Below are 25679 nucleotides of genomic sequence, written 5' to 3' on the forward strand. Positions count from 1 at the left end.
GAAACGGGAGCAGCAATGCCCACCTTGCAGATCGACGAATCGCCGCAGCGGCTGGCCACCGAACTGTCCGGCCTCGAGCACGTGGACTGGCCCGCGGTCTGGGCCGGCCCGCCCGTCCCCGGCCAGGCCCTGGACGACTGGTGCGCCCTGTTCGGCTGGAAGCCCCTGCCCGAGGACCGGGTCCTCGCCGTACGCACCGCGACCGGCGGCCGGCTGAGCCTCACCCCGGTCGTCGGAGGCGGTTGGGCCCCCGTCCAGTCCCTCGGGTGGACGACCTGGAAGGTGCAGGCGGACAACGCCGACGAGAACGAGCGCGTGCTGGACATCACCGCCGACGTCTGGCCGCGGTACGAGGCGGCGGCCCGGGAGGTGCTCGGTGCACCCGACTTCTCCGGCGCGTGGGACGCACCCGACTTTCCCGAACCCAGCGGTCCGTCCCACTGGCTCGTCTCCCGCGAGCGGCGTCTGCGCACCCGCAATCCCTACCGCCTCGCGCTCTGGCGCAGCGCCGACCCCGAAGGGCCGGTCGTCGTTCTGGAGGCGTTCAGCGGCGGCGTCACCTCGACCGGCGTGGGCCGGCGGGGCGTCCTGATCAACCTGAACTGCTACCCGCAGGAGCTGGAGTGAGCGACGGCACCGAAAGCAAGACACCCACGCAGCGCGCGCTCGACCGGCAACTGGCGGCCAACGCTCCGCTTCCTGAGGAGGAAGTGGATCGCATCCGCGACATGATCCTCGCCGGGGCCGAGGAAGCGGGGGGTATCGAGGAGTACATCCTCGACTACGTCGGCAAGCTCGACGTCCAGCCGCCCGTCCCGGGCATGAAGTCTGCCTTCTGGTCCCATGGCGTTCCGCACCCGGCGCTGCCTCCGGACACGGTGTTGAGCAACCAGTACATAGCCGCCGTGTGGTGCGAGGACCAGCCGGACGGCACCGCGCGCTACCTGGAGGGCACGCCGGGTGGACAGGTCCTGGACAAGCTCTACCTGTGGCGGCCGGAGGTCCAGAAGGCTCTGAGCCTCGACAGCGCTACCGGGAACGCCCTGGCAAGGAAGGCCTGGGCCGCGCTGTCCGAGAACTACGCCAAGAGCGTGGACGGTGAGGCCGTCGCCTTCACCGCGACCATGGCCCCGTGGAGCGTCGCGTACGAGACGGAGATGCCCGAGCTGCGCCAGGGCGCGGGTCCCGAGAACATCCGCTTCATGTACGACCTTCCGGAGGAAGTGCTGAAAGGCCTGCCGCCGGAGACGCAGCAGGTGCTGTCCGACGGCGCGATCCGCTCCCACCTGCATTTCTTCGCGCCCGACCCGGAGAACCCGCCGACCCAGAAGTACTGGGCCGCCGGTCATCTGGACCTGGACTACCTCCGGTCCCTGCCGACGGTCGAGGCCCAGCGCGCCGCGGTACTCGATGTCTGTGCGCGCGTCGCCCAGTTGGACGGCCGAGACTCCGCGGCCGAACAGTACAGCGCGGAGGCGCTGAGCCTGCGCACGGAGCAGGAGGCGACCGCCCCGGGCGTCGAGGAGAAGGAGCCACCCTCGGTGGCCCTCCCCGAACAGACACCGCAGACACAGACGACGCAGCAGACTCCTCAGGTGCAGAAGGCCGAGGCGCCCTCCGTCAAACCACCGGTTGCCGGGTTCCACGGCGTCAACTGGATGCCGGGCGTCGCCGTGGAGGCCCGCCAGGTCGTGGTTCCCAGCGGGCACTCCGGACCCACCGAGCCCGCGCACACACCCCCCGCGCCGGTGAAGTCCGCCGCCACGGGCATCGGAGAGTGACTCGATCATGAGCCATGACCATCCCGTCCGCCGCTTCCTCCGGCAGGACAAGGCCGACACCTGGGCCGTCCGTCTGCTCCCCCGCATCGTCTTCGGCCTGGCCGCCGCGTACACGCTCGTGGCGCTCGCGGCCCAGAGCGGCTCCTCCTTCATCACGGTGTGCACCCTGCTGGTGCTCGGCGCGATCGTCTGGCTGCTGCGCCGCCGGGGGCAGCTGCTGCTGGCCCTCGGTTCGACCGTGCTGACGGCCGCACTGGCGGGCTATCTCTCCGCCGCGGGCGAGAACGCGCGCGGCACCGCAAGTTCCCTGCTCACCGGCCAGACCGTGTTCGGTTACTGGGCACTCTCCGGCATGGCGCTGCTCGGCGCCTGGATGGTCAAGGAGCACCCGGGCCGGCGCGGAGTCACCGTCGTCCTCGCAGACCTGGTCCTCCTCATCGCCTCCGGCATCGGGATGTTCGCACCGCAGACCGGCGTTCCGATCGGCTTCATCGGCCTGCTCTGTGTGCTGGCGCTGCGCGGCGGCACGGCGAAGGCGCTGCTCAGGCGGGTGCGGCGGGCAGGACCGGAGAACCGATCCGACGTCAGGGCGGCCGAGCGACGGGACCGTTGATGCTGTTGTGAACGTTTCGTCGCGTCACTGTCTCAGCTCTGTACGCGGTTTGCACATGCGTTGCAGCCGTTTTGACAGGTGCTTTAGAGTCCCCAACGCTCAAGGATCACCACGGGGGACTTCACACATGCGCCTGGCACGTCGAACGACGCTGCCCGCACTGCCCGCGCCTCGCGTGCGCGAACGGCATCGGGAGGCGTACATACCTGACGCGGCACTGCCCTGCCGCCGCCGTCCGGACGTCTTCCAGCACCCGCTGCTGGAGAACGCCCCGGACTCCGCCGGGGTTCCCGGCACCACGCCCGAACAGCGGCGCCAGCATCTCGTCCTGCTGCGCACCGCCCGTGACCTGTGTGCCTCCTGCCCGCTGTGGGCGGAGTGCCTCCAGGACGCGGTGGCCTACGCCGAGCCCTACGGCTACGCGGCGGCCACCACCCCCGAGGACCGCCGCCGGATGCGCCGCGCCCTCGGCATCGGGGACGCCTCGGGCGACCTGCCGACGCGGGTCGCGGAGGGCGCCGACGACCAGGCCCGACGGCTGGCCCGGCTGCGCTCCCGCACCGCCGAAACGATTCGCCCTCGCCCCTCCGACCAGGGCCTGCCCAGCCTGGAGCAGATCCTGGACGCCTTCGACCTCCTCCAGGACCAGCCACCGCACGGCCCCGAGGAGCCGGAGCATCCTCTACCCACCCTCAGAGCAGCAGACCCCGGGCCGACCGGGTGGCACACGGAAAGCGGGAACGAGCACATGGCAGCGGCCGGGGCCGGGGAGCGGATCCCCTTCTCGTACGAGGATCCCGCCCAGGCCGTACGACAGGCGCTGCTCGGCCCGGTGGTGCGCGCGACCCTGCCCGCGCTGGCCAGCCTGGAGCAGTTCGTCGCGATGCTGGCGTGCCTGCCCGGCAGCGACGTCCGGCCGGAGGCGCTCGGCGAGATCCGCGCCGTGAGCGCCGCCGTCGCCGCCCTCGTCCCGGAGCCCGCCGACGACGACTCCGTGCCCGGACCCCGTCTGCTCGGCGGGTCGGTCTCGGTGGAACTCGCCACCAAGGACCCGGTGGCCGCGCTGCGCCGGGACGTGATCAACCCGCTGCTGCGGGAGCTGGCCGTGAGCCTCGGGAACATCGAGACGGTGGCGACCATGCTGGCCGCGACCGAGGACGGCGCCGACGACGGGCTCGCGACCATCCGCGCGGCCCTGCACCGGCTCCACGCCCACCTTCCGCACCCGGCGCCGGACGGCCCCGTCACCCATGGCACCGGCACGGCGGCCGTCCCGGAGCAGCGCCGCCGTCCCGCCACCGTGCCCAGCATCCGCGCGGCGGTGGAACGCGCGGTGGCGGCCTTCTCCGGCCCGTTCTCCGCCCGCGACATCCAGCGCGCCCTGCCGCCCGGCGTCTACGGCGACCCGTCGAAGACCATCAGCAACGTCCTGTCCGCCCTGGTGAAGTCGGGCCGCCTGGAACGCGTCTCACGCGGCACCTACCAGCGGGCCGAGGACCCCCTGTCCTGACCCGTCCCTCCCGACCGACGGCACTCTGCGAGGATCCGATGACCGAACCGACGCCCCTTCCGCCCACCCCGGGCACCGACGCCCAGGTGCACGTCTTCTCCCCCAACGCCGGCCTGATCGACGGCGTCCCGGTCACCGCCCCGCCCTACGGCGACATCCAGGAGGTCATCCTGTCGATCCTCCAGCAGCGGGCCCAGCAGCTCGGCGCCCCCACCCCGGCGACGATCAACGACAACCGGTACGGGGGCGCCATCCGGCTGCTGGTGCACCCGAACGGGGTGACGGAGCAGCTGGACTGAGTCAGTTCGGGTCGCTCGGAGCGCCTGATTCGCCCCCGGGAACGACGAAGGGGCCGGCGGGATTGCTCCCGTCGGCCCCTCGTCCTGTTCCACTCAAATCAGTCCGTCTGCTGCCGCTTCGGTCGCCACACGACCAGCGCGCTGGTCTGCTGGACCTCCTGGTACGGGACCAGGTCGCGGCGGTAGGAGGCGTGGACGGCGGCCTCGCGCTGGCGCATGGTGGCCGCCGCGCCGTCCAGGGCCGCTTCCAGTTCCGCGACGCGGGACTGGAGGGCGGCGACCTGGTTCTCCAGTTCGATGATCCGCTTGATGCCGGCCAGGTTGATGCCCTCGTCCTGCGACAGCTGCTGCACCTGGCGGAGCAGCTCGATGTCGCGGGCCGAGTAGCGGCGGCCCCGGCCGGCGGTGCGGTCGGGGGAGACCAGGCCCAGGCGGTCGTACTGGCGCAGCGTCTGCGGGTGGAGTCCGGAGAGCTGGGCCGCCACCGAGATGACGTAGACCGGGGTCTCCTCGGTCAGTTCATACGGGTTACGTCGACGGCCGTCCATCTCTCTCAAGCTCCCTTCGCAGCCTCGAACAGCTCCGCCCGCGGGTCCTCGCCCGCGGTCGCCTCGCGATACGCCTCGAGCGCGTCACGAGCCTTCCCCGACAGGTCCTTCGGAACACTCACCTCGACGGTGACCAGGAGGTCGCCGTGGGTGCCGTCCTTGCGGACCGCGCCCTTGCCGCGGGCGCGCATGGTGCGGCCGTTGGGCGTGCCGGGCGGCAGCTTCAGGGTGACGGCCGGGCCGCCCAGGGTGGGCACCCGGATCTCGCCGCCCAGGGCGGCCTCCGCGAACGTCACCGGCACGGTGACCGTCAGGTTGTCGTCCTTGCGGCCGAAGACCGGGTGGCTGCCGACGTGGACGGTCACGTACAGGTCGCCCGCCGGGCCGCCGCGCTCGCCGGGCGCGCCCTTGCCACGCAGGCGGATGCGCTGGCCGTCGGTCACCCCGGCCGGGATGCGGACCTGCATGGTGCGCGAGGACTTCGCGCGGCCGCTGCCCTTGCACTCCATGCAGGGGTGCTCGGCGATCAGGCCGCGGCCCTTGCAGTCGGGGCAGGGGTCGGTCAGCGAGAAGCCGCCGCCGGAGCCCCGGGCGACCTGTCCGGTGCCGACGCAGGTCGGGCACACGCGCGGTGTGCCGTTCTTGTCGCCGGTGCCGGAGCAGGCCTTGCAGGGGGCCTGGGAGGACATCCGCAGCGGCACCGTGGCGCCCTCGATGGCCTCCGTGAAGCTCAGCGTCACCTCGGTGTCGACGTCCTGGCCGCGGCGCGGCTGGGTACGGGTGGCACCGGTGCCGCCGCGGTTGAACAGGCCCCCGAAGACGTCACCGAGTCCGCCGCCGAAGCCGCCGGCCTGGGCGCCGCCCGCGCCTCCGAAGAGGTCGCCCAGGTCGAAGTTGAAGGAGCCGCCGGCGCCCGGCCCGGGGCGGAAGCCGCCGTTGCCGAACAGGGCGCGTGCCTCGTCGTACTCCTTGCGCTTCTTGGGGTCGCCGAGGATGTCGTTCGCCTCGGAGATCTCCTTGAAGCGCTCCTCGGCCTTGGCGTTGCCCTTGTTGGCGTCCGGGTGGAACTCGCGGGCGAGCTTCCGGTACGCCTTCTTGATCTCGGCCTCGGTCGCGTCCTTGGGGACGCCGAGGACCTTGTAGTAGTCCTTCTCGATGAAGTCCTTGGTGCTCATCCCCGGCGTCCCTCCTTTCCGACTGCGCCGGTTGTCAGGTCAGCCCTCGTCCGGGCCACCGCTCTCCTTGTCGTCGGCCTTGTCCGCCTCGGTGGCCTTCTCCTCGGCGCCCTCGGCCTTGACCGTCTGTGCGCCGGGCTGCGGCTCGGCGACGGCCACCCGCGCGGGGCGGATGGTGCGCTCGCCGATCCGATACCCGGGCTGAAGGATCGCCACGCAGGTCGTCTCGGTGACGTCCGGCGCGTACGAGTGCATCAGGGCCTCGTGGATCGTCGGGTCGAAGGGCTCGCCCTCCTTGCCGAACTGCTGGAGGCCCATCTTGGCCGCGACGGTCTCCAGCGACTCGGCCACCGACTTGAAGCCGCCGACCAGCTCGCCGTGCTCCCGGGCGCGGCCGATGTCGTCCAGGACCGGCAGCAGCTCGGTCAGGAGGTTCGCGATGGCGATCTCCCGCACCGCGACCCGGTCCCGGTCGACGCGCCGGCGGTAGTTCTGGTACTCGGCCTGGAGGCGCTGGAGGTCCAGCGTGCGCTCGTTGAGCGCCGTGCGCACCTGGTCCAGCTGGGCCACCAGGCCCGCGTCTGCACTTACGTCCCCGGCCGGGGCCGCCCCCTCCTCGGGGGCGGCCTTCGACTCGGCGTCGTCGGGGGTGGCGCCGGAGGGGACGTCGGACTCCTCCTCGAAGCCCGGGGTCTCCTCCGTCACGCGGCACCGTCCTTGCGCTCGTCGTCCACGATCTCGGCGTCCACCACGTCGTCGTCGGCCTTGGGGGCCTCGGCGCCGGCGGCGGCCTGCGCGGCCTGGGCGTCGGCGTACATGGCCTGGCCGAGCTTCTGCGAGACGGCCGCGACCTTCTCGGTGGCGGTGCGGATCTCGGCGGTGTCCTCGCCCTTGAGCTTCTCCTTCAGCTCGGCGACGGCGGACTCCACCTCGGTCTTGACCTCACCGGGGACCTTGTCCTCGTTGTCCTTGAGGAACTTCTCGGTCTGGTAGACCAGCTGCTCGCCCTGGTTGCGGGCCTCGGCGGCCTCGCGGCGCTTGTGGTCCTCCTCCGCGTAGCGCTCGGCCTCCTCACGCATGCGGTCGACCTCGTCCTTCGGCAGCGAGGAGCCGCCGGTGACGGTCATCTTCTGCTCCTTGCCCGTGCCCAGGTCCTTGGCGGTCACGTGCATGATGCCGTTGGCGTCGATGTCGAAGGAGACCTCGATCTGCGGGACGCCGCGCGGCGCCGGCGGCAGACCGGTCAGCTCGAACATGCCGAGCTTCTTGTTGTACGCCGCGATCTCGCGCTCGCCCTGGTAGACCTGGATCTGCACGGACGGCTGGTTGTCCTCGGCCGTGGTGAAGATCTCGGAGCGCTTGGTCGGGATCGTGGTGTTGCGCTCGATCAGCTTGGTCATGATGCCGCCCTTGGTCTCGATACCGAGGGACAGCGGGGTGACGTCGAGGAGAAGGACGTCCTTCACCTCGCCCTTGAGGACACCGGCCTGGAGCGAGGCGCCGATGGCGACGACCTCGTCCGGGTTCACACCCTTGTTGGCCTCCTTGCCGCCGGTCAGCTCCTTGACGAGCTCGGCGACGGCGGGCATACGGGTGGAGCCACCGACGAGGACGACGTGGTCGATCTCGTTGATGGAGATGCCGGCGTCCTTGATGACGTTGTGGAACGGCGTCTTGCAGCGCTCCAGCAGGTCCGCGGTCAGCTGCTGGAACTGGGCGCGGGTGAGCTTCTCGTCCAGGTGCAGCGGGCCCTCGGCGGACGCGGTGATGTAGGGCAGGTTGATCGAGGTCTCGGTGGAGGAGGACAGCTCGATCTTGGCCTTCTCGGCGGCCTCGCGGAGGCGCTGGAGGGCCATCTTGTCCTTGGACAGGTCCACGCCGTGGCCGGACTGGAACTGCTTGACCAGGTAGTCGACGACACGCTGGTCCCAGTCGTCACCACCGAGGTGGTTGTCACCGTTGGTGGCCTTCACCTCGACGACGCCGTCGCCGATCTCCAGCAGGGACACGTCGAAGGTGCCGCCGCCGAGGTCGAAGACGAGGATCGTCTGGTCGTCCTTGTCGAGGCCGTAGGCGAGCGCGGCCGCGGTCGGCTCGTTGACGATGCGCAGGACGTTCAGACCGGCGATCTCGCCGGCCTCCTTGGTCGCCTGGCGCTCGGAGTCGTTGAAGTAGGCCGGGACGGTGATGACCGCGTCGGTCACCTTCTCGCCCAGGTAGGCCTCGGCGTCCCGCTTCAGCTTCTGAAGGATGAACGCGGAGATCTGCTGCGGGTTGAAGTCCTTCCCGTCCAGCGCGATCTTCCAGTCGGTGCCCATGTGGCGCTTCACGGAACGGATGGTCCGGTCCACGTTGGTGACGGCCTGGCGCTTGGCCACCTCACCGACGAGCACCTCGCCGTTCTTGGCGAAGGCGACGACGGACGGCGTGGTCCTGGCGCCCTCGGCGTTGGTGATGACGGTGGGCTCGCCGCCTTCCAGAACGCTGACGACGGAGTTAGTCGTGCCCAGGTCGATGCCGACCGCACGTGCCATGGTTGATTCCTCCAGCTGACTTGAGTGGAACAGGCTCAAGTGTGCCCGAGGGATGCGCCGGGGTCAACAGACCTGAGTCAGCCGGACTCAACTCTTATCCGTTCCTTACACGCAACTGGCTCCGTACCTGCCCCCTGACCTGCGAAGACGGAACCTGCCGAGGTGCCTGGGCGGGGATACGGACACGGATGCGAGCGAGCACCAGAACGGTGAGCAGCGCCCCGCCGGCCACCCAGAGCGCGGCCTCCTGCCCCGCCCACCCGGTGTGCACGAGCACCCCCACGGTCACCGCCGCGAAGGCGCCGGCCCCCAGCAGCACCACCGCCCCCGGCGGGGTCAGCCCGAGCCGCCGCAGCCGGTGCGCGAGATGGTCCGGGCCGCGCCGCAGCAGCGCGCGCCGGGACAGCCGCCGTACCAGCACCACCAGGACCGCGTCCGCGAGCGCGACCGCGCCGAGGCAGAACACCACCGCCGCGCTCGGCCCGAGGCCGTACCCCGCGCGCGTGAAGACCACGGACGACGACAGCAGGAACCCGGTGAACAGCGAGCCGCACGCGCCGAGCCCGATCCGCGCGGGATGCCAGTTGTGCATCAGGAAGCCGGTGAGCGCGGCCGCGAACACGCTGAGCAGCACCGCGAGCCCGTCCATCACCTCGGCCGCGGCCAGGGCGCCGGCCCCGAAGGCGGTCACCACGCCGACCGTCCCGGCCAGCCCGTCCGCATGATCGAGCCCCTTGAAGGCGAGCGAGGCGAGGACGATCCAGCCGACCGCGAGGATCCCGCCGGGTACCCCGGTCTCGTCGTACGGCACCACCCAGACGGCCGCCACCGCCGTACCGACGGCCAGCACGCGCGCGCGCAGGCGCCAGACGTCGGCCACCAGGCCCAGCGCGGCGAGCGAGGCGGCGGCGACGAGCAGCTGCACGACGCCCTCGCCGAGCGGGGCGACCCGGGTCCACTCGCCCACCCAGGCCACCAGACAGGTGACGGCCACGACGGCGAGCCCGCCGAGCAGGGGCAGGGGCCTCTGCCGGCGCCGGTCCACGATGCCCGCCCGCAGCGCGGGCACCCGGAACAGCGCCGCCAGTACGGCGGCGAGGAGTAGGGCGGCGGTGGCAGCGGCGATCCCGTAGAGCACGGCTCTAAGGTAGGGGCGAATGTAGCAAATCGGTATGAATAACACGATCCGATTGGAGCGCGGCGACCCAGATCACTCCGCGCTCTACTGCATCCCGAAGGAAGATGGGGGTAGTCTCAGACGGACTACCTAAGTTACCGCTTAGTAATGTCCGCCCGACAGCACCGATAGTTCCCCGAAAGTTCAGGCCGCTTCAGGAGCCCCAATGCAACTCGCCGCGATCATCGTGTCGCTGGTCCTGATCGTGGTCGGCGTGGCACTGTTCGGCCGCGCCCTCCTACAGATCTTCAACTTCATGCGGCTCGGCCAGCCGGTCCCGGCCGGGACCAGGACCGACGATCCCGCACAGCGCACCGTCACGGTGGCCAAGGAGTTCCTCGGCCACACCCGGATGAACCGCTGGGGCGTCGTCGGTGTGGCGCACTGGTTCGTGGCGGTGGGCTTCTTCACCCTGCTGCTGACGATCGTCAACGCGATCGGACAGCTGTTCAAGGCGGACTGGATCCTGCCGGTCATCGGCGACTGGGCGCCGTACAACATCTTCGTCGAGTTCATCGGCACGATGACGGTCGTCGGCATCCTCGTCCTGATCGTGATCCGCCAGCTGAGCCACCCGCGCACCCCGGGGCGCAAGTCCCGCTTCGCCGGCTCGAACTTCGGCCAGGCGTACTTCGTCGAGGCCGTCATCCTCATCGTCGGCATCTGCATCTTCATGCTGCACGCCCTGGAGGGCGCCCAGCACCACGTGGACGGCTACGAGGCCTCGTTCTTCATCTCGTACCCGGTCGTCGCGGCGCTGAAGGGCCTGAGCGTCGGCACGCTCCAGAACCTCACCTACTTCTTCGCCGGCCTGAAGATCGCGACCTCCTTCATCTGGATGATCACGGTCGCCCTGAAGACCGACATGGGTGTCGCCTGGCACCGCTTCCTGGCCTTCCCGAACATCTGGTTCAAGCGGAACGCCGACGGTTCCACCTCGCTGGGCGAGCTGCTGCCGATGACCTCGGGCGGCAAGCCGATCAACTTCGAGGACCCGGGCGAGGACGACGTCTTCGGCGTCTCCCAGATCGAGCACTTCTCCTGGAAGGGCCTGCTGGACTTCTCCACCTGCACCGAGTGCGGCCGCTGCCAGTCGCAGTGCCCGGCGTGGAACACCGGCAAGCCGCTCTCCCCGAAGCTGCTGATCATGTCCCTGCGGGACCACGCGCACGCCAAGGCGCCGTACCTGCTGGCCGGCGGCGGCAAGACGGTGGAGGGCGAGGAGAAGGCGTCCGAGGAGGCCCTGAAGGACGTCCCCGCGGCCGCCCTGGCCGAGGCCGAGCGCCCGCTGATCGGCACCGCCGAGGAGAACGGCGTCATCGACCCGGACGTGCTGTGGTCCTGCACCACCTGCGGCGCCTGTGTCGAGCAGTGCCCGGTGGACATCGAGCACGTCGACCACATCGTCGACATGCGCCGCTACCAGGTCATGATCGAGAGTGCCTTCCCCTCCGAGGCGGGCACCATGCTCAAGAACCTGGAGAAGAAGGGCAACCCCTGGGGCCTGGCCAAGAAGCAGCGCCTGGAGTGGACCAAGGAGGTCGACTTCGAGGTCCCGGTGGTCGGCAAGGACATCGAGGACCTGTCCGAGGTCGAGTACCTGTACTGGGTCGGCTGCGCGGGCGCCCTGGAGGACCGCGCCAAGAAGACCACGAAGGCCTTCGCCGAGCTGCTGCACATCGCGGGCGTCAAGTTCGCGATCATGGGTGGCGACGAGAAGTGCACCGGTGACTCCGCCCGCCGCCTGGGCAACGAGCCCCTGTTCCAGGAGCTCGGCATGGAGAACGTGATGGCCCTGAACACGGCGTTCGGCGAGGAGCTGGACGACGAGGGCAAGGTCACCGCGGAGTCCAGGAAGCCGAAGTCGGCGAAGAAGATCGTCGCCACCTGCCCGCACTGCCTCAACACGCTCGGCAACGAGTACCCGCAGCTCGGCGGCGACTACGAGGTCATCCACCACACCCAGCTGCTCCAGCACCTGGTGGACGAGGGCAAGCTGATCCCGGTCACCCCGGTCGAGGGCATCATCACCTACCACGACCCCTGCTACCTGGGCCGCCACAACAAGATCTACACGCCCCCGCGCGAGATCATCGGCAAGGTCCCGGGCCTGCGCAACGAGGAGATGCACCGCCACAAGGAGCGCGGCTTCTGCTGCGGCGCCGGCGGCGCCCGGATGTGGATGGAGGAGCGGATCGGCAAGCGCATCAACAACGAGCGCGTCGACGAGGCCCTCTCCCTCAACCCGGACATCGTCTCCACCGCCTGCCCGTTCTGCCTGGTCATGCTGACCGACTCGGTCAACGGCAAGAAGAACGACGGTACGGCGAAGGAGTCCATCCAGGTCGTGGACGTCGCCCAGCTGCTGCTGGACTCCGTCAGGACGCCGGTCGACCCGGCGGGCGAGGCGGAGCAGGAGAGCGAGCCGGAGCCGGAGCCGGTGAAGTAACCCCGAGCCGGTGAGGTGACCACCGGTCCGACAGATGTACGGCGCCCCCTGACCCGCACAGGCAGGGGGCGCCGTCGCGTCTGCCGCAGCCGGCTACGGCCGCGGGCTACGGCCGCCGATTACGGCTGCTCGCTCACTCGCTCTTCGGCGCGGCCTGCTGGACGACCTCGAAGGACCACAGGGTGGACCCGGAGGCGGCCGGCTTCGGCCGCTCGGCGCCCTCGCCGCCGCCCTGGTGCGCGGTCTTCATCGGCCCCTCCATCCAGGCCTGGAAGGACTCCTCGTCGCGCCAGCGGGTGTAGACGAGGTACTGGTCGGTGCCCTCGACCGGGCGCAGCAGCTCGAACCACTCGAACCCGTCGGAGCTCTCCACCGCGTGGGCCCGCGAGGCGAACCGCTTCTCCAGCACCTCCCGCTGCTCGGCGGGCACGGTCAACACGTTGATCTTCACTACGCTCATGGGCCCATCCTGGCCCAGATCCGGCCCCGGCACAGGCTCGGGGTCCCTCCCGCCACGCCGCCGCATGGCTCCGAGGGCGGATATCGGCCAGGCCGACCTGGACTCGGCGGCGAGGAACCGTACGCAGTGCACAGCCTGACACACCCTCAGCGAGCCGGGCCTGCGGCCCTTAAGGGACCGGCGCCGACCCCTTAGGGGATGTCACAGGTCGGCCGCAAACCCCGCCCCGGACCGCCGGGCCCGGCACGTCGTCCCCCGGGACCAGGTACGTTCGATGACGTGGCTGGATTCAGGATCGGAGGCGGGGGCCGGGACAACCGCACCCCCCAGGGACAACAGGCGCCGCAGGGACCGTCGTACGGACGGCAGGGCCCACCGTACGGGCAGCCCTCGGGGCCGTCGTACGGCTACCCGTCGGCACCCCAGCCGCCGCACCAGCAGCCGTACGGTTACGGCGCCCAGGGCGGCGGTCGCGGTGGACACGGCAGTCACAACGGCGGTTACGGGTACCAGGCCGGCGACGGCCCGGAGTACTTCGGCGACGCCGACCACGGGGGCTACCCGAACGGGGCGGCGGGCGCACCGGGCCCGGACCCCTACGCGGCCGACAACCCGGGCCACACCCAGGCCTTCTCGATCGACGAGGCCGCCGGCTACACGCAGGGCGCGACCTACCAGGCCGGCTCGGCCACCGCGCCCGCGGCCCCGCTGGGCCCGCCGCTGCACTGGAAGGACCTGCTGAAGGGGATCGTCACCGCCCCCGACCCGACCTTCCTGCGGATGCGCGACTACACGATGTGGACCCCGGCCCTCATCGTCACCTTCCTCTACGGCCTGCTCGCCGTCTTCGGCTTCGACAACGCCCGCAAGGACGCGATCAACGCGACGCTTTCCAACGCGGTGCCGATCGTGCTGATCACGGCGGTCGTGATGGTGCTGAGCATGTTCATCCTGGGCGTGGTCACCCACACGCTGGCCCGCCAGCTCGGCGGTGACGGCGCCTGGCAGCCCACGGTGGGCCTCTCCATGCTGATCGCGTCCCTCACGGACGCGCCCCGCCTGATCGTGGCCATGTTCTTCGGCGGCGACGCCGGCTTCGTCCAGGTGCTCGGCTGGGCCACCTGGATCGGCGCGGGCGCCCTGCTGACCATGATGGTCTCCCGCTCCCACGACCTGCCCTGGCCGAAGGCGCTGGGCGCGTCGGCGATCCAGCTGATCGCGCTGCTGTCGATCGTGAAGCTGGGCACCTTCTAGTCCAGGTGGCATGTGTGAGGGCCCCCGGCGACACCACCGGGGGCCCTCACACACGTCCGGAACACTCAGGCGTCGAGAACCTGCCCGGCCCGCTTCACCACGGGCGGCTCGACGCTCCACGGGAAGTTGATCCACTCGTCGGTGCGCTTCCAGACGTACTCGCACTTCACCAGGGAGTGGGACTTCTCATAGATCACCGCGGAGCGCACCTCGGCGACGGTGTCGAGGCAGAAGTCGCGCACCAGCTTCAGCGTCTTGCCGGTGTCGGCGACGTCGTCGGTGATCAGCACCTTCTTGTCGGAGAAGTCGATGACGTTGGGGACCGGAGCCAGCATGACCGGCATCTCCAGGGTCGTCCCCACGCCTGTGTAGAACTCGACGTTCACCAGGTGGATGTTCTTGCAGTCCAGGGCGTAGGCGAGCCCGCCCGCGACGAACACGCCACCCCGGGCGATGCTGAGCACGATGTCCGGCTCGTACCCGTCGTCGGCGATGGTCTGCGCCAGCTCGCGGACGGCGGCGCCGAACCCCTCGTACGTCAGATTCTCGCGCACTTCACTCATGTCGCTGTGGCCCTCACACCTGGGTCCGATGGAAATTGACGTAGGACCGCGAGGCGGTCGGTCCGCGCTGGCCCTGGTACCGGGAGCCGTACCGCTCGCTGCCGTACGGGAACTCGGCCGGCGAGCTGAGCCGGAACATGCACAGCTGCCCGATCTTCATACCGGGCCACAGCTTGATCGGCAGGGTGGCGAGGTTGGACAGCTCCAGGGTGACATGGCCGCTGAAGCCGGGGTCGATGAACCCGGCGGTGGAGTGGGTGACCAGCCCGAGCCGCCCGAGCGAGCTCTTGCCCTCCAGCCGTGATGCGAGATCGTCCGGCAGGCTGATGACCTCGTACGTCGACGCGAGCACGAACTCCCCGGGATGCAGGATGAACGGCTCGTCGCCCTCCGGCTCCACCAGCCGCGTGAGGTCGGGCTGCTCGACCGAGGGGTCGATGTGCGGGTACCGGTGGTTCTCGAACACCCGGAAGTAGCGGTCCAGCCGTACGTCGATGCTCGACGGCTGCACCATGGATTCGTCGTAGGGATCGATCCGTACCCGCCCGGCGTCGATCTCGGCCCGGATGTCCTTGTCTGAGAGAAGCACGTAGCGAGGATACGCAAGGCGCGCGGAGCCGTGACAATCGTGACGACTCCGCGCGCCCGGCACGTGACCTTCCGTGCAGCCGCAGCTGTCTCTCCGGCTACCTCTTCAGCTACCTCTTCACCAGGACGACCGGCACCGCACTGCGGAGCCGGGCGCACCGGGGACACCTCATGAGCCGGCCGGGGCCGAGCCGCTCGGCCTGCTGCATCGGGAACGAAGCGGTGCTGAAGACGTGCCCATCCGCACAGCGGACGACGGTGCGTTCCATCAAGTCCCTTAAGTCCCTTCCCCAAGAGCCTCGTCGGGCGTTCCGACCCGACGACAAAAGCCACATTACGGGATCAAAGAGAGGACTCTCCAGGCGGCACTCCGACCCCACGCGGACCCACCACCAGCCCCCCACCGTACGCCCCAACTCCGGTCCCCCGCAGCCGGATCCCCCCGCTGAAACACACTCAGGCCCCCGGGGGTTGAGCACCGGGGGCCTGCGATGAGGTACAGTGAGCGAGCGTCGGACACCGACCCCTCCGGGGCCCGGTTCCGTACTTACGCGGGTGTAGTTTAATGGTAGAACATCAGCTTCCCAAGCTGAGAGCGCGAGTTCGATTCTCGTCACCCGCTCTGTGATGAAGGCCCAGGTCAGAGACCTGGGCCTTGTTTGTTGTGCGGCGCGATAGGTGGGCTCATGCCACAGGCGTGCCAGTCCCGCACCACAAGGTGCACCACAGAGTGCCCCCCCCGCCAGCGGCGCCGCCGCCTGCCTTGGGCCGGTGGGGTTCGTAAAAGCCGAATCAGGCATGCGAGTGTTGCAACCCCCTCTCAAGTTGTAGTAGTTCTTATACATGAGCGAGCAGGTGCACAACAGACTGGCCGTGGTTCGCGCCGAGCGGAAGGTGTCGCGGCAGAGCCTGGCCGAAGCGGTGGGGGCGCACTACCAGACCATCGGCTACATCGAGCGGGGGCAGTACAACCCGAGCCTCGACCTGGCACTGAAGATCGCGAGGTTCTTCGAGCTGCCGGTGGAGGCACTGTTCTCACTCGAACCGTTCCGGCCGCTCACGGATGAGATCTACGGGAGGAAAACGTCATGACCACGACGCCGCTCACGCGCTACGACCGCAGCATGCTGCGGCTGATGAACGATCGCCGAGGCCGGCCCCTGTACGCCACGGCCGCCCGGCGCCGCTCGGTCGTCGCCGCGCACCTGGTGCTGACCGCAGCCATCGGCGCTCTCATGGCCTACAGCTTGCTCACGGAGAGCAAACCGATCTGGGCCGTCATCGTCATGCTGGTGCTGCTACTGCCGTGGATGGTCGCGACCGGGGCGATCAACGCGGCAACCCGTGGCCTGCTCGAACTGCGCGGACGAGCACTGGACGAACGGCAATTGGCCGAACGCGCTCGGGTGCAGGCCCGCGCCCACCGCATGATGACCCTGCTCCTCGCCGCAACCGCCGTCGGCCTGTTGATCACGGGCGCGACCATCGGTCATGCCCCGACGACGTACGCCGCGCCAGCACTCATCGCTGTCCTCGCGGTGCACTGGCTGATGCCCTTGTGGGTGGCCGGCCTGACGACTCAAGACGAACCGGCCGAGGACGACGCCCCCACGGCCTGACCAGTTCGCTACGCCCGGCCGACACATCGCCACCGCGAAGAAGGCGCCGGCGGCCCGGCCGACCCGAACGCTCAGAGGCCGGCCGGAGCCCGCGGCCACAGCCACGGTTGCTGTACAGCAGGGGAGTACAGCAACCACCGCAACCCCAGCCGCCCGCCAACAGCGTGGCCGAGACCGGTACAGGTGCAGCGAGGCACACGCGCGCCCGGTCGGTCGGCCCACCCGCCGTCGTGGCCGACGTCGTCGGCTGAGGACTCAAACCTCCAAGACTGAGCTTCCGCTCAGGGGTTCTCCGGAGCGAACGGGTCGTGCCATTCGCGTGCCAGATCGTGCGGGGCACCACGGGAAACAGCGGGGAGTGGCCACGGGTGCGATCTGAATCCACCACCGTGCCCTCCGCGTGCCCTAAGTCGAGGCTGCACGGTCACTCCAGGGGTGCCTGGACGCCTCTCCGGCCACCCCCGCCCTGGTCTCCTCAGCTGTCGGTCTTGACCGGTGCGGGTCCGGGTGTCTTGCCGTGCTGGTCCACGACTGCACGCTTCATGACAGCGTCGGTGCCGTACAGCGTGTCGGTCCTGATGCCCTTGGCCTTGTCATGCGTGATGTACGAGCGCGAGCCGAGGTAGGCGAGTGTGGCCTTGTCGAAGATCCACTCGTCGCGTGTCGCGGAGGCGTCCTCGCGCGTGACGCCGATGCCGTGACGGCCGGCGGCGTCGACGGCGTCGGGGATCACGGTCACGCCGGGTATCCGCTCGACCGCCTTGTAGAGGGCGGAGGCATTCGCGGGCGGCATGATCGTCGAGCTGAGCAGGCTGCCGATCGTCCCGAAGACGGCCTGGTCCTTCGACGTACCCTTCTTCGCCGACGTCTGGGCGTAGAGCAGCTTGAGCAGGGCGTCGGGGTCGGTGGGCAGCGAGGCCAGCCACTTGTGCGTGGGGCGATCGATGCCCGCCGGCACGGGAACGGTGGATTCGACGGGGATCTCCTCGCCCGGCATCACGGCGTCCTTCCCGGTCTCTCGGAGCCAGCCCGTCCTGGTGAGGGGGCGGGGGCTCTGCGACGTCCAGGACTCCCGCGTGTGCAGGGCGCCGAGCCGCACAGGGCCGTTGAAGGTGCCCGTGTTCTCGCGGACCAGCGTCTTCACGTAGACGAACTGGTCGTCCTTCACCGGTGTCGCATCGGTTTCCATGGCCGCGGCAGCGATCCGGTCGAGGGTGACGGACGCACTGTTCACCTTGGCGGCCCCGGTGTTGGCTCCGGCCGCCGGAGAGGAGTCGTGACCACCACCGGAGAACGTGATGACGAGCGCCCCGGCCAGCGCCATCGAAGCGATGGGCAACACCAGTGCCGGACGCCGCAGTCGGCGGCTGCGCGGTGCCGGGCACGCCTGCGCGGAGGAAGTGAGGTCGCGGTCGATCTGCTGCATCAGAACTTCCTTGTAATGGAGATGACTGCTCGGCGAGAGGTCCCATTCGGTGGGAGCCGCCAGCAGCTCCTCGGCCTCACTCCGGGGGGAGCCGGCGTGGTGCAGGTCGTCGGCGTTCATGGGGTTTCCTCCTGCAGAAACAGGGCCGCGAACGCGGCCTCACTCTCCATCTCTCCGCGAGGGCTCCGCGGTTCCGCCTTTCCGCGGCCGGGTTGACCGGAGCTGAGTCGGGCCAGTCGCGCCCGGGCTCGCGACAGCCGCGAACGCACGGTGCCGACCGGGATGCCGAGGGCCTCGGCGGCCTGCCGATAGTCCAGCCCGGCCGTTACGCACAGGGCGAACACCTCCCTGTCCTGGCGCCGAAGTCGGCGAAGTGCTTCGTGGACCGCCGCGAGGCGGCGCGCGTCGTCGATCCGGCCTGCCGTCTCGTCCGCGAAGTCCTCGACCGGAGGTGGGGCCGGCTGACGGGCCAGGAAGGAAAGCCGACGGCGCAGACCGCGGTTGGCGTTGTGCGCCTTGTGCGTGGCGATGCCGAGCAGCCAGGGTTTGAGCGAACCGCCCTCGGGCTCCACTGTCTCCCGGGTGCGCCAAGCAGCGAGGAAGGTCTCGGACATGGCTTCCTCGGCCTCTGACCAGTTGCCTGTCAGTCTCAGGGCATGGTTGTAGACCGCCCGCGCGTACTCGTCGTACAGGCCGGCGAACGCCGCACGGTCCCCTGCCCGTATGCGCGCACGCAACGACTCTCCTGGTTCTGTATGCCTCACACTCGTTACTCACTCCGCACGCGCACGAGTTCCTGTGGCCTTCGCCACACCCGACCCGGGGGAGGCTCAGCGCCGATCTCTGCCTACAGCGTGCCCGCAGGAGGGGAATGCTGCGGTCAACCAAGGTGTGATCCGACCGTGCGACCACGCGAGTTCGATTCTCGTCACCCGCTCCACGCCGAACCCGGGGCAATGACCTGGGGGTTCTTTGTTGCCTTGCTTCTGCGGTGTCACAGCGGTGCGATCGCGGGTGGCGTGTCAGTCGCCAGACCCTCGCCGTCCAGGACCAGGGCACCGCTCACGCGGCTGCCCCGGCATGTGAAGCGCCACCGGCCAGCCGGGCACGCTTGGCCGCCACGGCCTCGGGATCGGCCGGTCCGTGCACCTTGGCGAAGTCCGCGATCAGCTCATGCAGGCTGTCCCGTTCGATCTGCCACTGGGCGGCCTTCTCCAGGTAGCAGATCGGTTGCGTGCCGGGCGATGGCCCGGTGTCGTCGTGGAGCACAGCCAGGCCTGGGTGGGGGCAGGCGCTCGGCGTCCTCGACGGCACCCCACTCACGCACACGCTCGAAGTGACGGCTGATGCGCGCCGCACGCTCCTGCCCACCGACGACCCCGGCTACACGAGGGCGTCACCACCGCTGCCGTCAACCCGCCGGACCACTGATCCGGCCCCGGGCCGGCCTGCGTCTCACTGGTCGAAGTGGACGAGATCTCCGACGGTCCACGCGCTGACGTCCTTGATGGCAACGCGGTACATGCCCCCCGTCTCCGGGATTCCGAGGCTGCCCTGGAGGATCCGGGCGAGGTGGAAGTGCAGATGGGTGGGCGCCTCGTGGCCGGGCCGGTTGCCTCGCGGGGCGCGGGCGAAGACGTCCGCGAACGGGCCGAGACGGTCCGAGTCCTTCAGGACCTCCGCCACCCGCTCCCGCCACACGGCTTCCGGAGCCAGCCGGCCGGTGATGACGGCACCGCCGACGATCACGGTGAGCGCCATCTGATTGCTTCGCTCGGACTCCACCGCGGCGGAGATGGCGACGAGCAGCTCATCAGGGTTCGACATGGCAGCAGAGCTTATGCGGTCCACCGGTGTTCACGCCCCGTGAGGGTCGATCACGGCAGGTTTCCTTCTCCTCCAGGAGAGTGAAATCTACTCTCGCCGGGGTAGCTTTTCGGTGTCGTCGTGGGTATGGTTCTTCTCGTAGAGAAGGTCGAACGAGAGCCGAATGGAGGAGCAGACGCCATCAGGATCGCCCGGTCCGGGTAGCACTCGGCCGGGTACCGCAAGACCCCGGATTGGATGGTGGTCCCCGGTCACGCAGCTGCGATCCCCCGCTCCGCCCTGCCGGGCCGGGAGGCGGGCATAGGAGGTCGGCACCGCAGTAGGGCCGACAGATGGTGTTCAATTTCCTTCGGGGCCCTGGTGCCGTACGGCACCAGGGCCCCTCGACGCGTTACACAGCGAGGTGACATGACATCGGACAACCCCCTGAATGATCGCCTGGACGACGACGACTATCCCGCGTACACGATGGGCCGGGCGGCCGAGATGCTCGGGACCACCCCGGCCTTCCTCCGGGCCATCGGGGAGGCTCGTCTGATCACTCCGCTCCGCTCGGCGGGAGGGCACCGCCGGTACTCCCGCTACCAACTCCGGATCGCCGCGCGCGCCCGCGAGCTCGTCGACCAGGGCACCCCGATCGAGGCCGCGTGCCGCATCGTCATCCTCGAGGACCAGCTCGAGGAAGCGCAGCGCATCAACGCCGAGTACCGCCGCGCGGCCGGCCGATCGACGGCCGGTTCCGGATCCGGCTCCGGCTCAAGTTCCAGCTCCACCTCCGCCTCCGCCTGAACACGCGAGCGCGGTTGACCCTCCCCTTACGTCAGGCCTGAGGCTGTAGGCCGACGAAAGGGCTGATGGATGAGCTACTCCGTGGGGCAGGTGTCGGCGTTCGCCGGGGTGACGGTGCGTACGCTGCACCACTACGACAAGGCGGGACTGCTCTCGCCCAGTGAGCGCAGCCACGCCGGCTACCGGCTCTACAGCGACGCCGACCTGGCCCGGCTCCAGCAGATCCTCTTCTACCGCGAACTCGGCTTCTCCCTCGAGGACATCGCCGCGATCCTCCACGATCCGGAGACGAACGCCGTGGACCAGCTGCGGGCCAGGCAGCGGCAGCTGAGTGCGGAGATCGCCAGGCTGCAACGGCTGGCCGAGGTGGCGGAACGAGCCATCGAGGTGCAGCGGACCGGGGTGTCCCTGACTCCGCAGGAACGCTTCGAGGTCTTCGGCGAGATCACCTTCGACCTGAGCTACGCCACCGAGGCCGAGCTGAAGTGGGCGGACTCGGAGGGCCGGCGCGAGTCGATGACGCGCGCGGCCGCCCACACCAAGGAGGACTGGCGGCAGCTCATGGGCGAGGCATCCGCCTGGCGCGCGGAGCTGCTCGCGGCCTTCGACGAGGGGGAGCCCAGCGACGGCGAGCGGGCCATGGACCTCGCCGAGGAGCACCGCCTGCACATCTCGCGCTGGTTCACCCGCTGCCCGCCCGACATGCACCGGCGCATCGCGGACGACTTCGTCGCCGACCCGCGCGCCTTCGCCCTGGTCGTCCCGCCGTCACAGCAGCGCCCGGGGCTGGCCGCCTATACGTGCAGGGCGATCCACGCCAACGCGGCCCGTCACGGGGACGGCCGTACCGCATCCGGGGAGGACCGTTGAGAATCCTGATCGCCGCGGCCGGATCCCGCGGCGACGTCGCGCCCTACACCGGTCTGGGCGCGGAACTGCGCCGCGCCGGACACGACGTCGCCCTGGCCACCACGGACACCTTCGCCCCCCTCGTGCGCGGGGCCGGGCTGGACTTCCGCAGCCTTCCCGCCGACCCTCGGGTGCACGGCGGTGTCACGGGCGGGCGGGGGCTCATGCGGGCCGCGGCCGCGTTCGTCACGGAACTGGGGCAGGGGTTCGCCGACGCGGTGGACGACGGCACGGAACTGCTGCTGCTGTCGCCCACCACCGCCCCGCTCGGCTGGCATCTCACCGAGGCCACGGGCACCCCGAGCCTCGGTGTGTACCTCCAGCCCACCGCACCGACCGGCGATTTCCCGCCCGTCGTCACGGGTCTGCGCTCCCTGGGCCGCCGCGGCAACCGCGCCGCCGGGCGCTTCGCCCTCCGCCTGGCCGACCGCCTCTACGAGGAGGCGGCCGCGAAGCTGCGCCACCGCCTCCAGCTGCCCCCGGCCTCCCCTTCCGAGGTCCGCCGGCGACAGGAACAGGCGAACTGGCCCGTGCTGCACGGCTTCAGCACGGCACTGGTGCCACGCCCCTCCGACTGGCGTCCCGGCCTGGAGGTCGTGGGCACCTGGTGGCCCCACCACGATGCGGCGGAACGGCTGCCCGCGGTGGTGGAGGCCTTCCTGTCCGCCGGGCCCCGGCCCGTCCTCGTCGGCTTCGGGAGCATGGCGCCCGGGGACGGCGCACGGCTCAGCGAGATCGCCGTACAGGCCCTGCGTCGCGCCGGACTGCGCGGCATCCTCCAGGCCGGCAGTGCCGGGCTCGCGGCCGACGCCGACGCCGACGACGACGTCCTGACCATCGGGGACGTGCCGCACGCCCTGCTGTTCCCCCGGCTGGCCGCGGTGGTCCACCACGCCGGGGCCGGCACCTCGGCCGCCGCGTTGCGGGCCGGAGTGCCCGCGGTCACCGTGCCGGTCACCGCCGACCAGCCGTTCTGGGCGGGCCGGCTCGCCGCCCTCGGCGCCGCCACCGACCCGATCCCCTTCCGGTCCCTCACCGCCGAACGGCTCGCGGACGCGCTCGACCGCGTCGTGAAGCAGCAGGCGTACACCCGAGCCGCCGCCGAAGCCGCGCGCCACATGGCGACCGAGGACGGGGCGGGGCGGGTCCTCAAGGCCATTGAGCGGCTGACCAACGGATGACGCCGACGACGCCGATGACGTCGGCGACGCCGATGACGCCCGGGTGCTAGAAGGGGTCCTCGAAGGTCGCCACCACGTGGCCGCGCGCGTCGTACGCCGTCATCGTCGTCGGCCCGTCGTCCTGCCTCGGCGGCGGGCGGCGCCAGGCGTAGGCGATGACGAAGCCCGGGGTTCCCGGCAGGGTCACCACCCGTGCCTCGTCCGCGGCCGGGCTTCCGCCCCGGCGGACGACGATGCGGGTGGGCTTGCCCGGCCCCACGTAGACGGGCATGAGGAACTGGTACGAGCGGTCGTCCGAGACGTCCAGGGACAGCGAGCCCCGGCGCTGGTGCCGGCCGGTGACGGAGTGGCACTCGCGCTCGGAGCCGGGGCCGTGGTCCAGGCAGTACTGGTCCGGGGCCAGGGTCACCCACACCCCGTGTCCGAGGGCGACGCGTGCGCCGGGGGCGACCACCAAGGGGCCGGCGGGGGAAGGCCGGGATGACAGGGACGGTGACGGTGACGCCGGCGGCCTCGGCCGGGCCGGGACCCGGGGTGGCGCCTCGGTGCCGGAGGTCTGGCGGCCCGGCAGCAGCAGCGCGCCCGTGGCGGCCACCACCGCCGCCAGCGGTACGGCGATCACCGCGCGCCTCCTGCGGCGCATGCGGTGCACCCGCTTCCGTACGGCCGCCGCCGACCAGGGCGGCACCTCCGTCGCCCGCCCAGCCTCGCCCAGTACGCGTCGTACGACGTCCTCCATGCCGTCGGCGGGCCCGGTGCCCGGTTGCCCGTTCATCGGGGTCCACCTCCTCGTACGGCCCGCTCCGCGACGTACCCGGCGAGCGCCGGATGCTCGCGCAGTTTGCGCAGTCCCCGGCTGGCCTGGCTCTTCACGTTCCCCGGCGAGCAGCCGAGGATCTCCGCGGCCTGGTGCTCGCTGTAGTCCTCCCAGTACCGCAGCACGACCGCGGCCCGCTGCCGCGGCGGCAGGGTGGCAAGTGCTGCCATCAGCAGGGACCGTTCCTCGACATGGGACTGGCCGCCCTCACGGGAGCGTTCCGGGAGGACGGGGGTGAGCAGTTGGACGACCCGGCGCTTGCGGTGACGGCTCAGGTTGTTGTTGACCAGCGCACGGTGGACGTAGGCGTCGGGCACGTCCAGATGCCGGATCCGGTGCCAGCCCAGATAGACCTTGGCCAGGGTGGCCTGGACCAGGTCCTCCGCCTCGTGATGGTCCCCCGTCAGCAGAAAGGCCGTCCGGAACAGCCCGGACCAGCGTGCCGCCGCGTAGGACTCGAAGTCCGAGCGGCCCCCCTCGACCCGCACCCCACCCCCCAAGGTCCGGCCGGGGAGTCACGCGCTCCCCGGCCGGCGCCGTGTACGACAGAACGTCAGAGCTTGGCAAGGACCGTGCCGGCGGCGTCGTACACGGTGACCTCCGGCCGGCTGTCCGACTTGCCGGCCGGGGCGCCGTCGTTGGCGACCCAGGCGTACCCGGTGGCGTACCCGGGGTCGCCCGCCAGCGTGACCACCCGCGCCCGGTACGTCACGCCGTCCACCGCGACCGTCATGCGGGCCGCCTTGCCGGGGCCTATGTACAGCGGCGAGTACAGGGTGCGGGTGCTGTCGCCGAAGCTCTGGAGGCCGACGGTGCCGGGGGGCTGGTTGCCGTCCACCACGCTCTTGCAGCTGAAGCCGTCGGCGTCGCCGACGCAGCGCTCGGTGTCGGTGAGGGTCATCCAGCCGCCGTGGCCGAGGTCCACGCGCTGCCCGGCGGGCACCACCCTGACCCGGTGGTGCACGGGGATCCGGTGCGCCCCGGTGACCCGGTGGTGCACGGCGCCCGCGGCCCGGAGCGCCGGCTGGGCGTGCGGGGTGGCCACGGCGTCCGCGGTGACGGGGACCAGGGCGATCGCCGCCGTCAGCACGGCGGTCGAAAGGATTCGGCGCGGGAACATCATGCTCCTTCTCGGCAAGGGTCGTTCGGCATCGGGAGAGACCTCCTCCCGACCTACTCACCCCGTGCGCGAGGGAAAGGTTGCATGGACGGCCTAGTTGCCGAGCGCCAGCGAGGTGAAGGCGCGGATCTTGGCGTTCTCGGTGTCCGCGCGCCACACCAGGGCGCCGTTGGCCGGGGGCAGGCCGGTGAGCGGGCGGTGCACGACGCCGGGGTGGGCGTAGGAGCGGAACAGGCCTTCGTGGGTCGTCCAGACCAGCTCGCCGGCGGCCACCCGGTGCAGCGCTTCTTGGTAGGTCCGCCCGCCCGGCCCGCGGCGGAGCGGCCTGCCCAGCGGGGTGAACGGCGGGCAGAAGCCGTGCCGGAGGGCCTCCGGGAGTTCGGCGGGGCCGTCCAGCAGGACCCAGTCCGGGAGGTCCTCGATGTCGACCGTCCGCCGTGCCGCCAGCGGATGGTCCGCGCCGACGGCCAGCAGCCGGCCGTGCGAGACCAGGACGGCGCCCACCCGCATGTCCGGCTCGTCGACCGGCAGCAGCGTGAACAGGACGTCGACCGCACCGGAGCGCAGCGGCCCGTAGGGGTCGGCCCAGGGCACCTCGGCCACCGTGATGTCGCAGGCCGGGTGGAGCCGGCCGAAGGCGATGACCAGCTCGGTCAGCGGCGGGCCGTTGAGGCAGCCGAGGAAGCCGACGCACAGGGAACCGACCACGCCCTGCGCGATGGCGCACGCCTCGTCGAAGCTCTTCCTGAGGCCCGCGTGGGCGGCGCCGAGGCTGCGCCGGGTGTGCTCGCCCAGCGGGGTCAGCGCGACCCGGCGGCTGGTGCGGGTGAACAGCGGTGCCCCGATACGGCGTTCCAGGGAGCGGATCAGCTGGCTGACCCGGGACTGGGACAGCCTCATGCGGTCCGCGGTGCGCCCGAAGTGCAGCTCCTCCGACAGCACCAGAAAGGTCTCGATCTCCGTCAGGTCCACTGCGCCCCCCGCATCGATGAGCCTGGCTCATGGATTGTGCATCACTTCGACCTTGATCGGCCAACTCC

At 70.6% G+C, this 25679-nt stretch carries 28 protein-coding genes and 1 tRNA gene; 13 read left to right on the top strand and 16 right to left on the bottom strand.

Translation table 11 applies throughout. From position 1 onward, the window contains the following. The first annotated feature begins 15 nt into the window (after nucleotides 1–15). The 5 genes from ACWCV9_RS19635 (at nucleotide 16) to ACWCV9_RS19655 (ending at nucleotide 4203) form a co-directional block, all read left to right on the top strand. Nucleotides 16–627: a hypothetical protein gene (locus tag ACWCV9_RS19635; RefSeq protein WP_450788192.1), complete on the top strand. Its 612-nt coding sequence runs from the start codon at nucleotides 16–18 to the stop codon at nucleotides 625–627. Beyond that, a complete protein-coding gene (locus ACWCV9_RS19640; protein ID WP_450788194.1) occupies nucleotides 624–1781 on the top strand; it encodes a hypothetical protein in 1158 nt (385 codons plus the stop codon). The genes ACWCV9_RS19635 and ACWCV9_RS19640 overlap by 4 nt, the downstream gene beginning before the upstream one ends. A 7-nt stretch (nucleotides 1782–1788) precedes the next feature. After that, a complete protein-coding gene (locus ACWCV9_RS19645; RefSeq protein WP_450788195.1) occupies nucleotides 1789–2394 on the top strand; it encodes a hypothetical protein in 606 nt (201 codons plus the stop codon). A 127-nt stretch (nucleotides 2395–2521) separates the two neighbouring features. Next, a complete protein-coding gene (locus ACWCV9_RS19650; protein ID WP_450788197.1) occupies nucleotides 2522–3904 on the top strand; it encodes a WhiB family transcriptional regulator in 1383 nt (460 codons plus the stop codon). A 38-nt stretch (nucleotides 3905–3942) separates the two neighbouring features. Further along, nucleotides 3943–4203, top strand: a complete 261-nt coding sequence (locus ACWCV9_RS19655) for a hypothetical protein (RefSeq protein WP_450788199.1) — start codon at nucleotides 3943–3945, stop codon at nucleotides 4201–4203. Between the two features lie 98 nt (nucleotides 4204–4301). On the opposite strand, the gene ACWCV9_RS19660 is transcribed toward ACWCV9_RS19655, so the two are convergent. The 5 genes from ACWCV9_RS19660 to ACWCV9_RS19680 all read right to left on the bottom strand — a co-directional run bounded on the left by ACWCV9_RS19660 (nucleotide 4302) and on the right by ACWCV9_RS19680 (nucleotide 9598). Then, nucleotides 4302–4751, bottom strand: coding sequence for a heat shock protein transcriptional repressor HspR (locus ACWCV9_RS19660; protein ID WP_385841746.1), 450 nt, complete (start codon nucleotides 4749–4751; stop codon nucleotides 4302–4304). A gap of 5 nt (nucleotides 4752–4756) precedes the next feature. Then, nucleotides 4757–5926 (bottom strand): molecular chaperone DnaJ, encoded by a 1170-nt coding sequence (dnaJ, locus tag ACWCV9_RS19665; RefSeq protein WP_450788201.1) that lies wholly within the window; start codon nucleotides 5924–5926, stop codon nucleotides 4757–4759. A gap of 39 nt (nucleotides 5927–5965) precedes the next feature. Beyond that, nucleotides 5966–6631, bottom strand: coding sequence for a nucleotide exchange factor GrpE (gene grpE / locus ACWCV9_RS19670; protein WP_385841744.1), 666 nt, complete (start codon nucleotides 6629–6631; stop codon nucleotides 5966–5968). Further along, on the bottom strand, nucleotides 6628–8460 hold the full coding sequence (gene dnaK / locus ACWCV9_RS19675; protein ID WP_385841743.1) for a molecular chaperone DnaK: 1833 nt from the start codon (nucleotides 8458–8460) through the stop codon (nucleotides 6628–6630). The genes grpE and dnaK overlap by 4 nt, the downstream gene beginning before the upstream one ends. A gap of 94 nt (nucleotides 8461–8554) precedes the next feature. After that, nucleotides 8555–9598 carry an MraY family glycosyltransferase gene (locus tag ACWCV9_RS19680; protein WP_450788204.1) on the bottom strand — a complete coding sequence of 348 codons (1044 nt, stop codon included), beginning with the start codon at nucleotides 9596–9598 and terminating at the stop codon, nucleotides 8555–8557. Between the two features lie 205 nt (nucleotides 9599–9803). Here ACWCV9_RS19680 and ACWCV9_RS19685 point away from each other — a divergent pair, with 205 nt between their 5' ends. Beyond that, the gene (locus ACWCV9_RS19685; protein WP_450788206.1) at nucleotides 9804–12086 is read left to right on the top strand and encodes a (Fe-S)-binding protein; all 2283 of its coding nucleotides are present in this window, start codon (nucleotides 9804–9806) and stop codon (nucleotides 12084–12086) included. 133 nt (nucleotides 12087–12219) lie between these two features. Here ACWCV9_RS19685 and ACWCV9_RS19690 read toward each other — a convergent pair whose 3' ends face one another. Then, complete coding sequence (locus ACWCV9_RS19690; RefSeq protein WP_450788208.1) at nucleotides 12220–12546, bottom strand: antibiotic biosynthesis monooxygenase family protein; 327 nt, start codon at nucleotides 12544–12546, stop codon at nucleotides 12220–12222. A 198-nt stretch (nucleotides 12547–12744) separates the two neighbouring features. Here ACWCV9_RS19690 and ACWCV9_RS19695 point away from each other — a divergent pair, with 198 nt between their 5' ends. Then, a complete protein-coding gene (locus ACWCV9_RS19695) occupies nucleotides 12745–13800 on the top strand; it encodes a YIP1 family protein (protein WP_450788210.1) in 1056 nt (351 codons plus the stop codon). Between the two features lie 65 nt (nucleotides 13801–13865). On the opposite strand, the gene ACWCV9_RS19700 is transcribed toward ACWCV9_RS19695, so the two are convergent. Together ACWCV9_RS19700 and dcd are read right to left on the bottom strand one after the other, a co-directional pair. Beyond that, nucleotides 13866–14363 (bottom strand): phosphoribosyltransferase, encoded by a 498-nt coding sequence (locus ACWCV9_RS19700; RefSeq protein ID WP_385841738.1) that lies wholly within the window; start codon nucleotides 14361–14363, stop codon nucleotides 13866–13868. Nucleotides 14364–14376: 13 nt separating this feature from the next. After that, the gene (gene dcd / locus ACWCV9_RS19705) at nucleotides 14377–14952 is read right to left on the bottom strand and encodes a dCTP deaminase (RefSeq protein WP_362111351.1); all 576 of its coding nucleotides are present in this window, start codon (nucleotides 14950–14952) and stop codon (nucleotides 14377–14379) included. Nucleotides 14953–15502: 550 nt separating this feature from the next. On the opposite strand from dcd, the gene ACWCV9_RS19710 reads away from it, so the two are divergent. The 3 genes from ACWCV9_RS19710 (at nucleotide 15503) to ACWCV9_RS19720 (ending at nucleotide 16570) form a co-directional block, all read left to right on the top strand. After that, nucleotides 15503–15573: transfer RNA gene (locus ACWCV9_RS19710), tRNA-Gly, on the top strand. Between the two features lie 221 nt (nucleotides 15574–15794). Then, nucleotides 15795–16043: a helix-turn-helix transcriptional regulator gene (locus tag ACWCV9_RS19715; protein WP_067057524.1), complete on the top strand. Its 249-nt coding sequence runs from the start codon at nucleotides 15795–15797 to the stop codon at nucleotides 16041–16043. Continuing rightward, entirely contained in the window at nucleotides 16040–16570 is a 531-nt protein-coding gene (locus tag ACWCV9_RS19720) for a hypothetical protein (protein ID WP_450788213.1), read from the top strand. Before ACWCV9_RS19715 ends, ACWCV9_RS19720 begins: the two co-directional genes overlap by 4 nt. A gap of 475 nt (nucleotides 16571–17045) precedes the next feature. Here the strand turns inward: ACWCV9_RS19720 and ACWCV9_RS19725 are convergent, their stop codons facing one another. The 4 genes from ACWCV9_RS19725 to ACWCV9_RS19740 form a co-directional block, all read right to left on the bottom strand. Beyond that, nucleotides 17046–18116 (bottom strand): CU044_5270 family protein, encoded by a 1071-nt coding sequence (locus ACWCV9_RS19725; RefSeq protein ID WP_450788215.1) that lies wholly within the window; start codon nucleotides 18114–18116, stop codon nucleotides 17046–17048. After that, entirely contained in the window at nucleotides 18113–18733 is a 621-nt protein-coding gene (locus ACWCV9_RS19730; RefSeq protein ID WP_450788216.1) for an RNA polymerase sigma factor, read from the bottom strand. Before ACWCV9_RS19730 ends, ACWCV9_RS19725 begins: the two co-directional genes overlap by 4 nt. Nucleotides 18734–19058: 325 nt before the next feature. Beyond that, nucleotides 19059–19265 (bottom strand): hypothetical protein, encoded by a 207-nt coding sequence (locus ACWCV9_RS19735; RefSeq protein WP_450788218.1) that lies wholly within the window; start codon nucleotides 19263–19265, stop codon nucleotides 19059–19061. 186 nt (nucleotides 19266–19451) lie between these two features. Then, nucleotides 19452–19823: a hypothetical protein gene (locus ACWCV9_RS19740; RefSeq protein WP_450788220.1), complete on the bottom strand. Its 372-nt coding sequence runs from the start codon at nucleotides 19821–19823 to the stop codon at nucleotides 19452–19454. Between the two features lie 408 nt (nucleotides 19824–20231). On the opposite strand from ACWCV9_RS19740, the gene ACWCV9_RS19745 reads away from it, so the two are divergent. From ACWCV9_RS19745 to ACWCV9_RS19755, 3 genes are all read left to right on the top strand, one after another. Then, on the top strand, nucleotides 20232–20612 hold the full coding sequence (locus ACWCV9_RS19745; RefSeq protein WP_450788221.1) for a MerR family transcriptional regulator: 381 nt from the start codon (nucleotides 20232–20234) through the stop codon (nucleotides 20610–20612). A gap of 69 nt (nucleotides 20613–20681) precedes the next feature. Beyond that, nucleotides 20682–21482, top strand: coding sequence for a MerR family transcriptional regulator (locus ACWCV9_RS19750; protein ID WP_450788223.1), 801 nt, complete (start codon nucleotides 20682–20684; stop codon nucleotides 21480–21482). Beyond that, a complete protein-coding gene (locus ACWCV9_RS19755) occupies nucleotides 21479–22702 on the top strand; it encodes a glycosyltransferase (RefSeq protein WP_450788225.1) in 1224 nt (407 codons plus the stop codon). Before ACWCV9_RS19750 ends, ACWCV9_RS19755 begins: the two co-directional genes overlap by 4 nt. Nucleotides 22703–22748: 46 nt before the next feature. Here ACWCV9_RS19755 and ACWCV9_RS19760 read toward each other — a convergent pair whose 3' ends face one another. The 4 genes from ACWCV9_RS19760 to ACWCV9_RS19775 all read right to left on the bottom strand — a co-directional run bounded on the left by ACWCV9_RS19760 (nucleotide 22749) and on the right by ACWCV9_RS19775 (nucleotide 25611). Further along, entirely contained in the window at nucleotides 22749–23477 is a 729-nt protein-coding gene (locus tag ACWCV9_RS19760) for a hypothetical protein (RefSeq protein WP_450788227.1), read from the bottom strand. After that, entirely contained in the window at nucleotides 23474–24007 is a 534-nt protein-coding gene (locus ACWCV9_RS19765; RefSeq protein WP_450788229.1) for a SigE family RNA polymerase sigma factor, read from the bottom strand. Before ACWCV9_RS19765 ends, ACWCV9_RS19760 begins: the two co-directional genes overlap by 4 nt. 65 nt (nucleotides 24008–24072) lie before the next feature. Continuing rightward, nucleotides 24073–24639 carry a hypothetical protein gene (locus ACWCV9_RS19770; RefSeq protein ID WP_450788230.1) on the bottom strand — a complete coding sequence of 189 codons (567 nt, stop codon included), beginning with the start codon at nucleotides 24637–24639 and terminating at the stop codon, nucleotides 24073–24075. Nucleotides 24640–24732: 93 nt separating this feature from the next. Further along, the gene (locus tag ACWCV9_RS19775; RefSeq protein WP_450788232.1) at nucleotides 24733–25611 is read right to left on the bottom strand and encodes a LysR family transcriptional regulator; all 879 of its coding nucleotides are present in this window, start codon (nucleotides 25609–25611) and stop codon (nucleotides 24733–24735) included. Nucleotides 25612–25679: the final 68 nt, after the last annotated feature.

This window comes from Streptomyces sp. NPDC001606 (genome assembly GCF_053596835.1).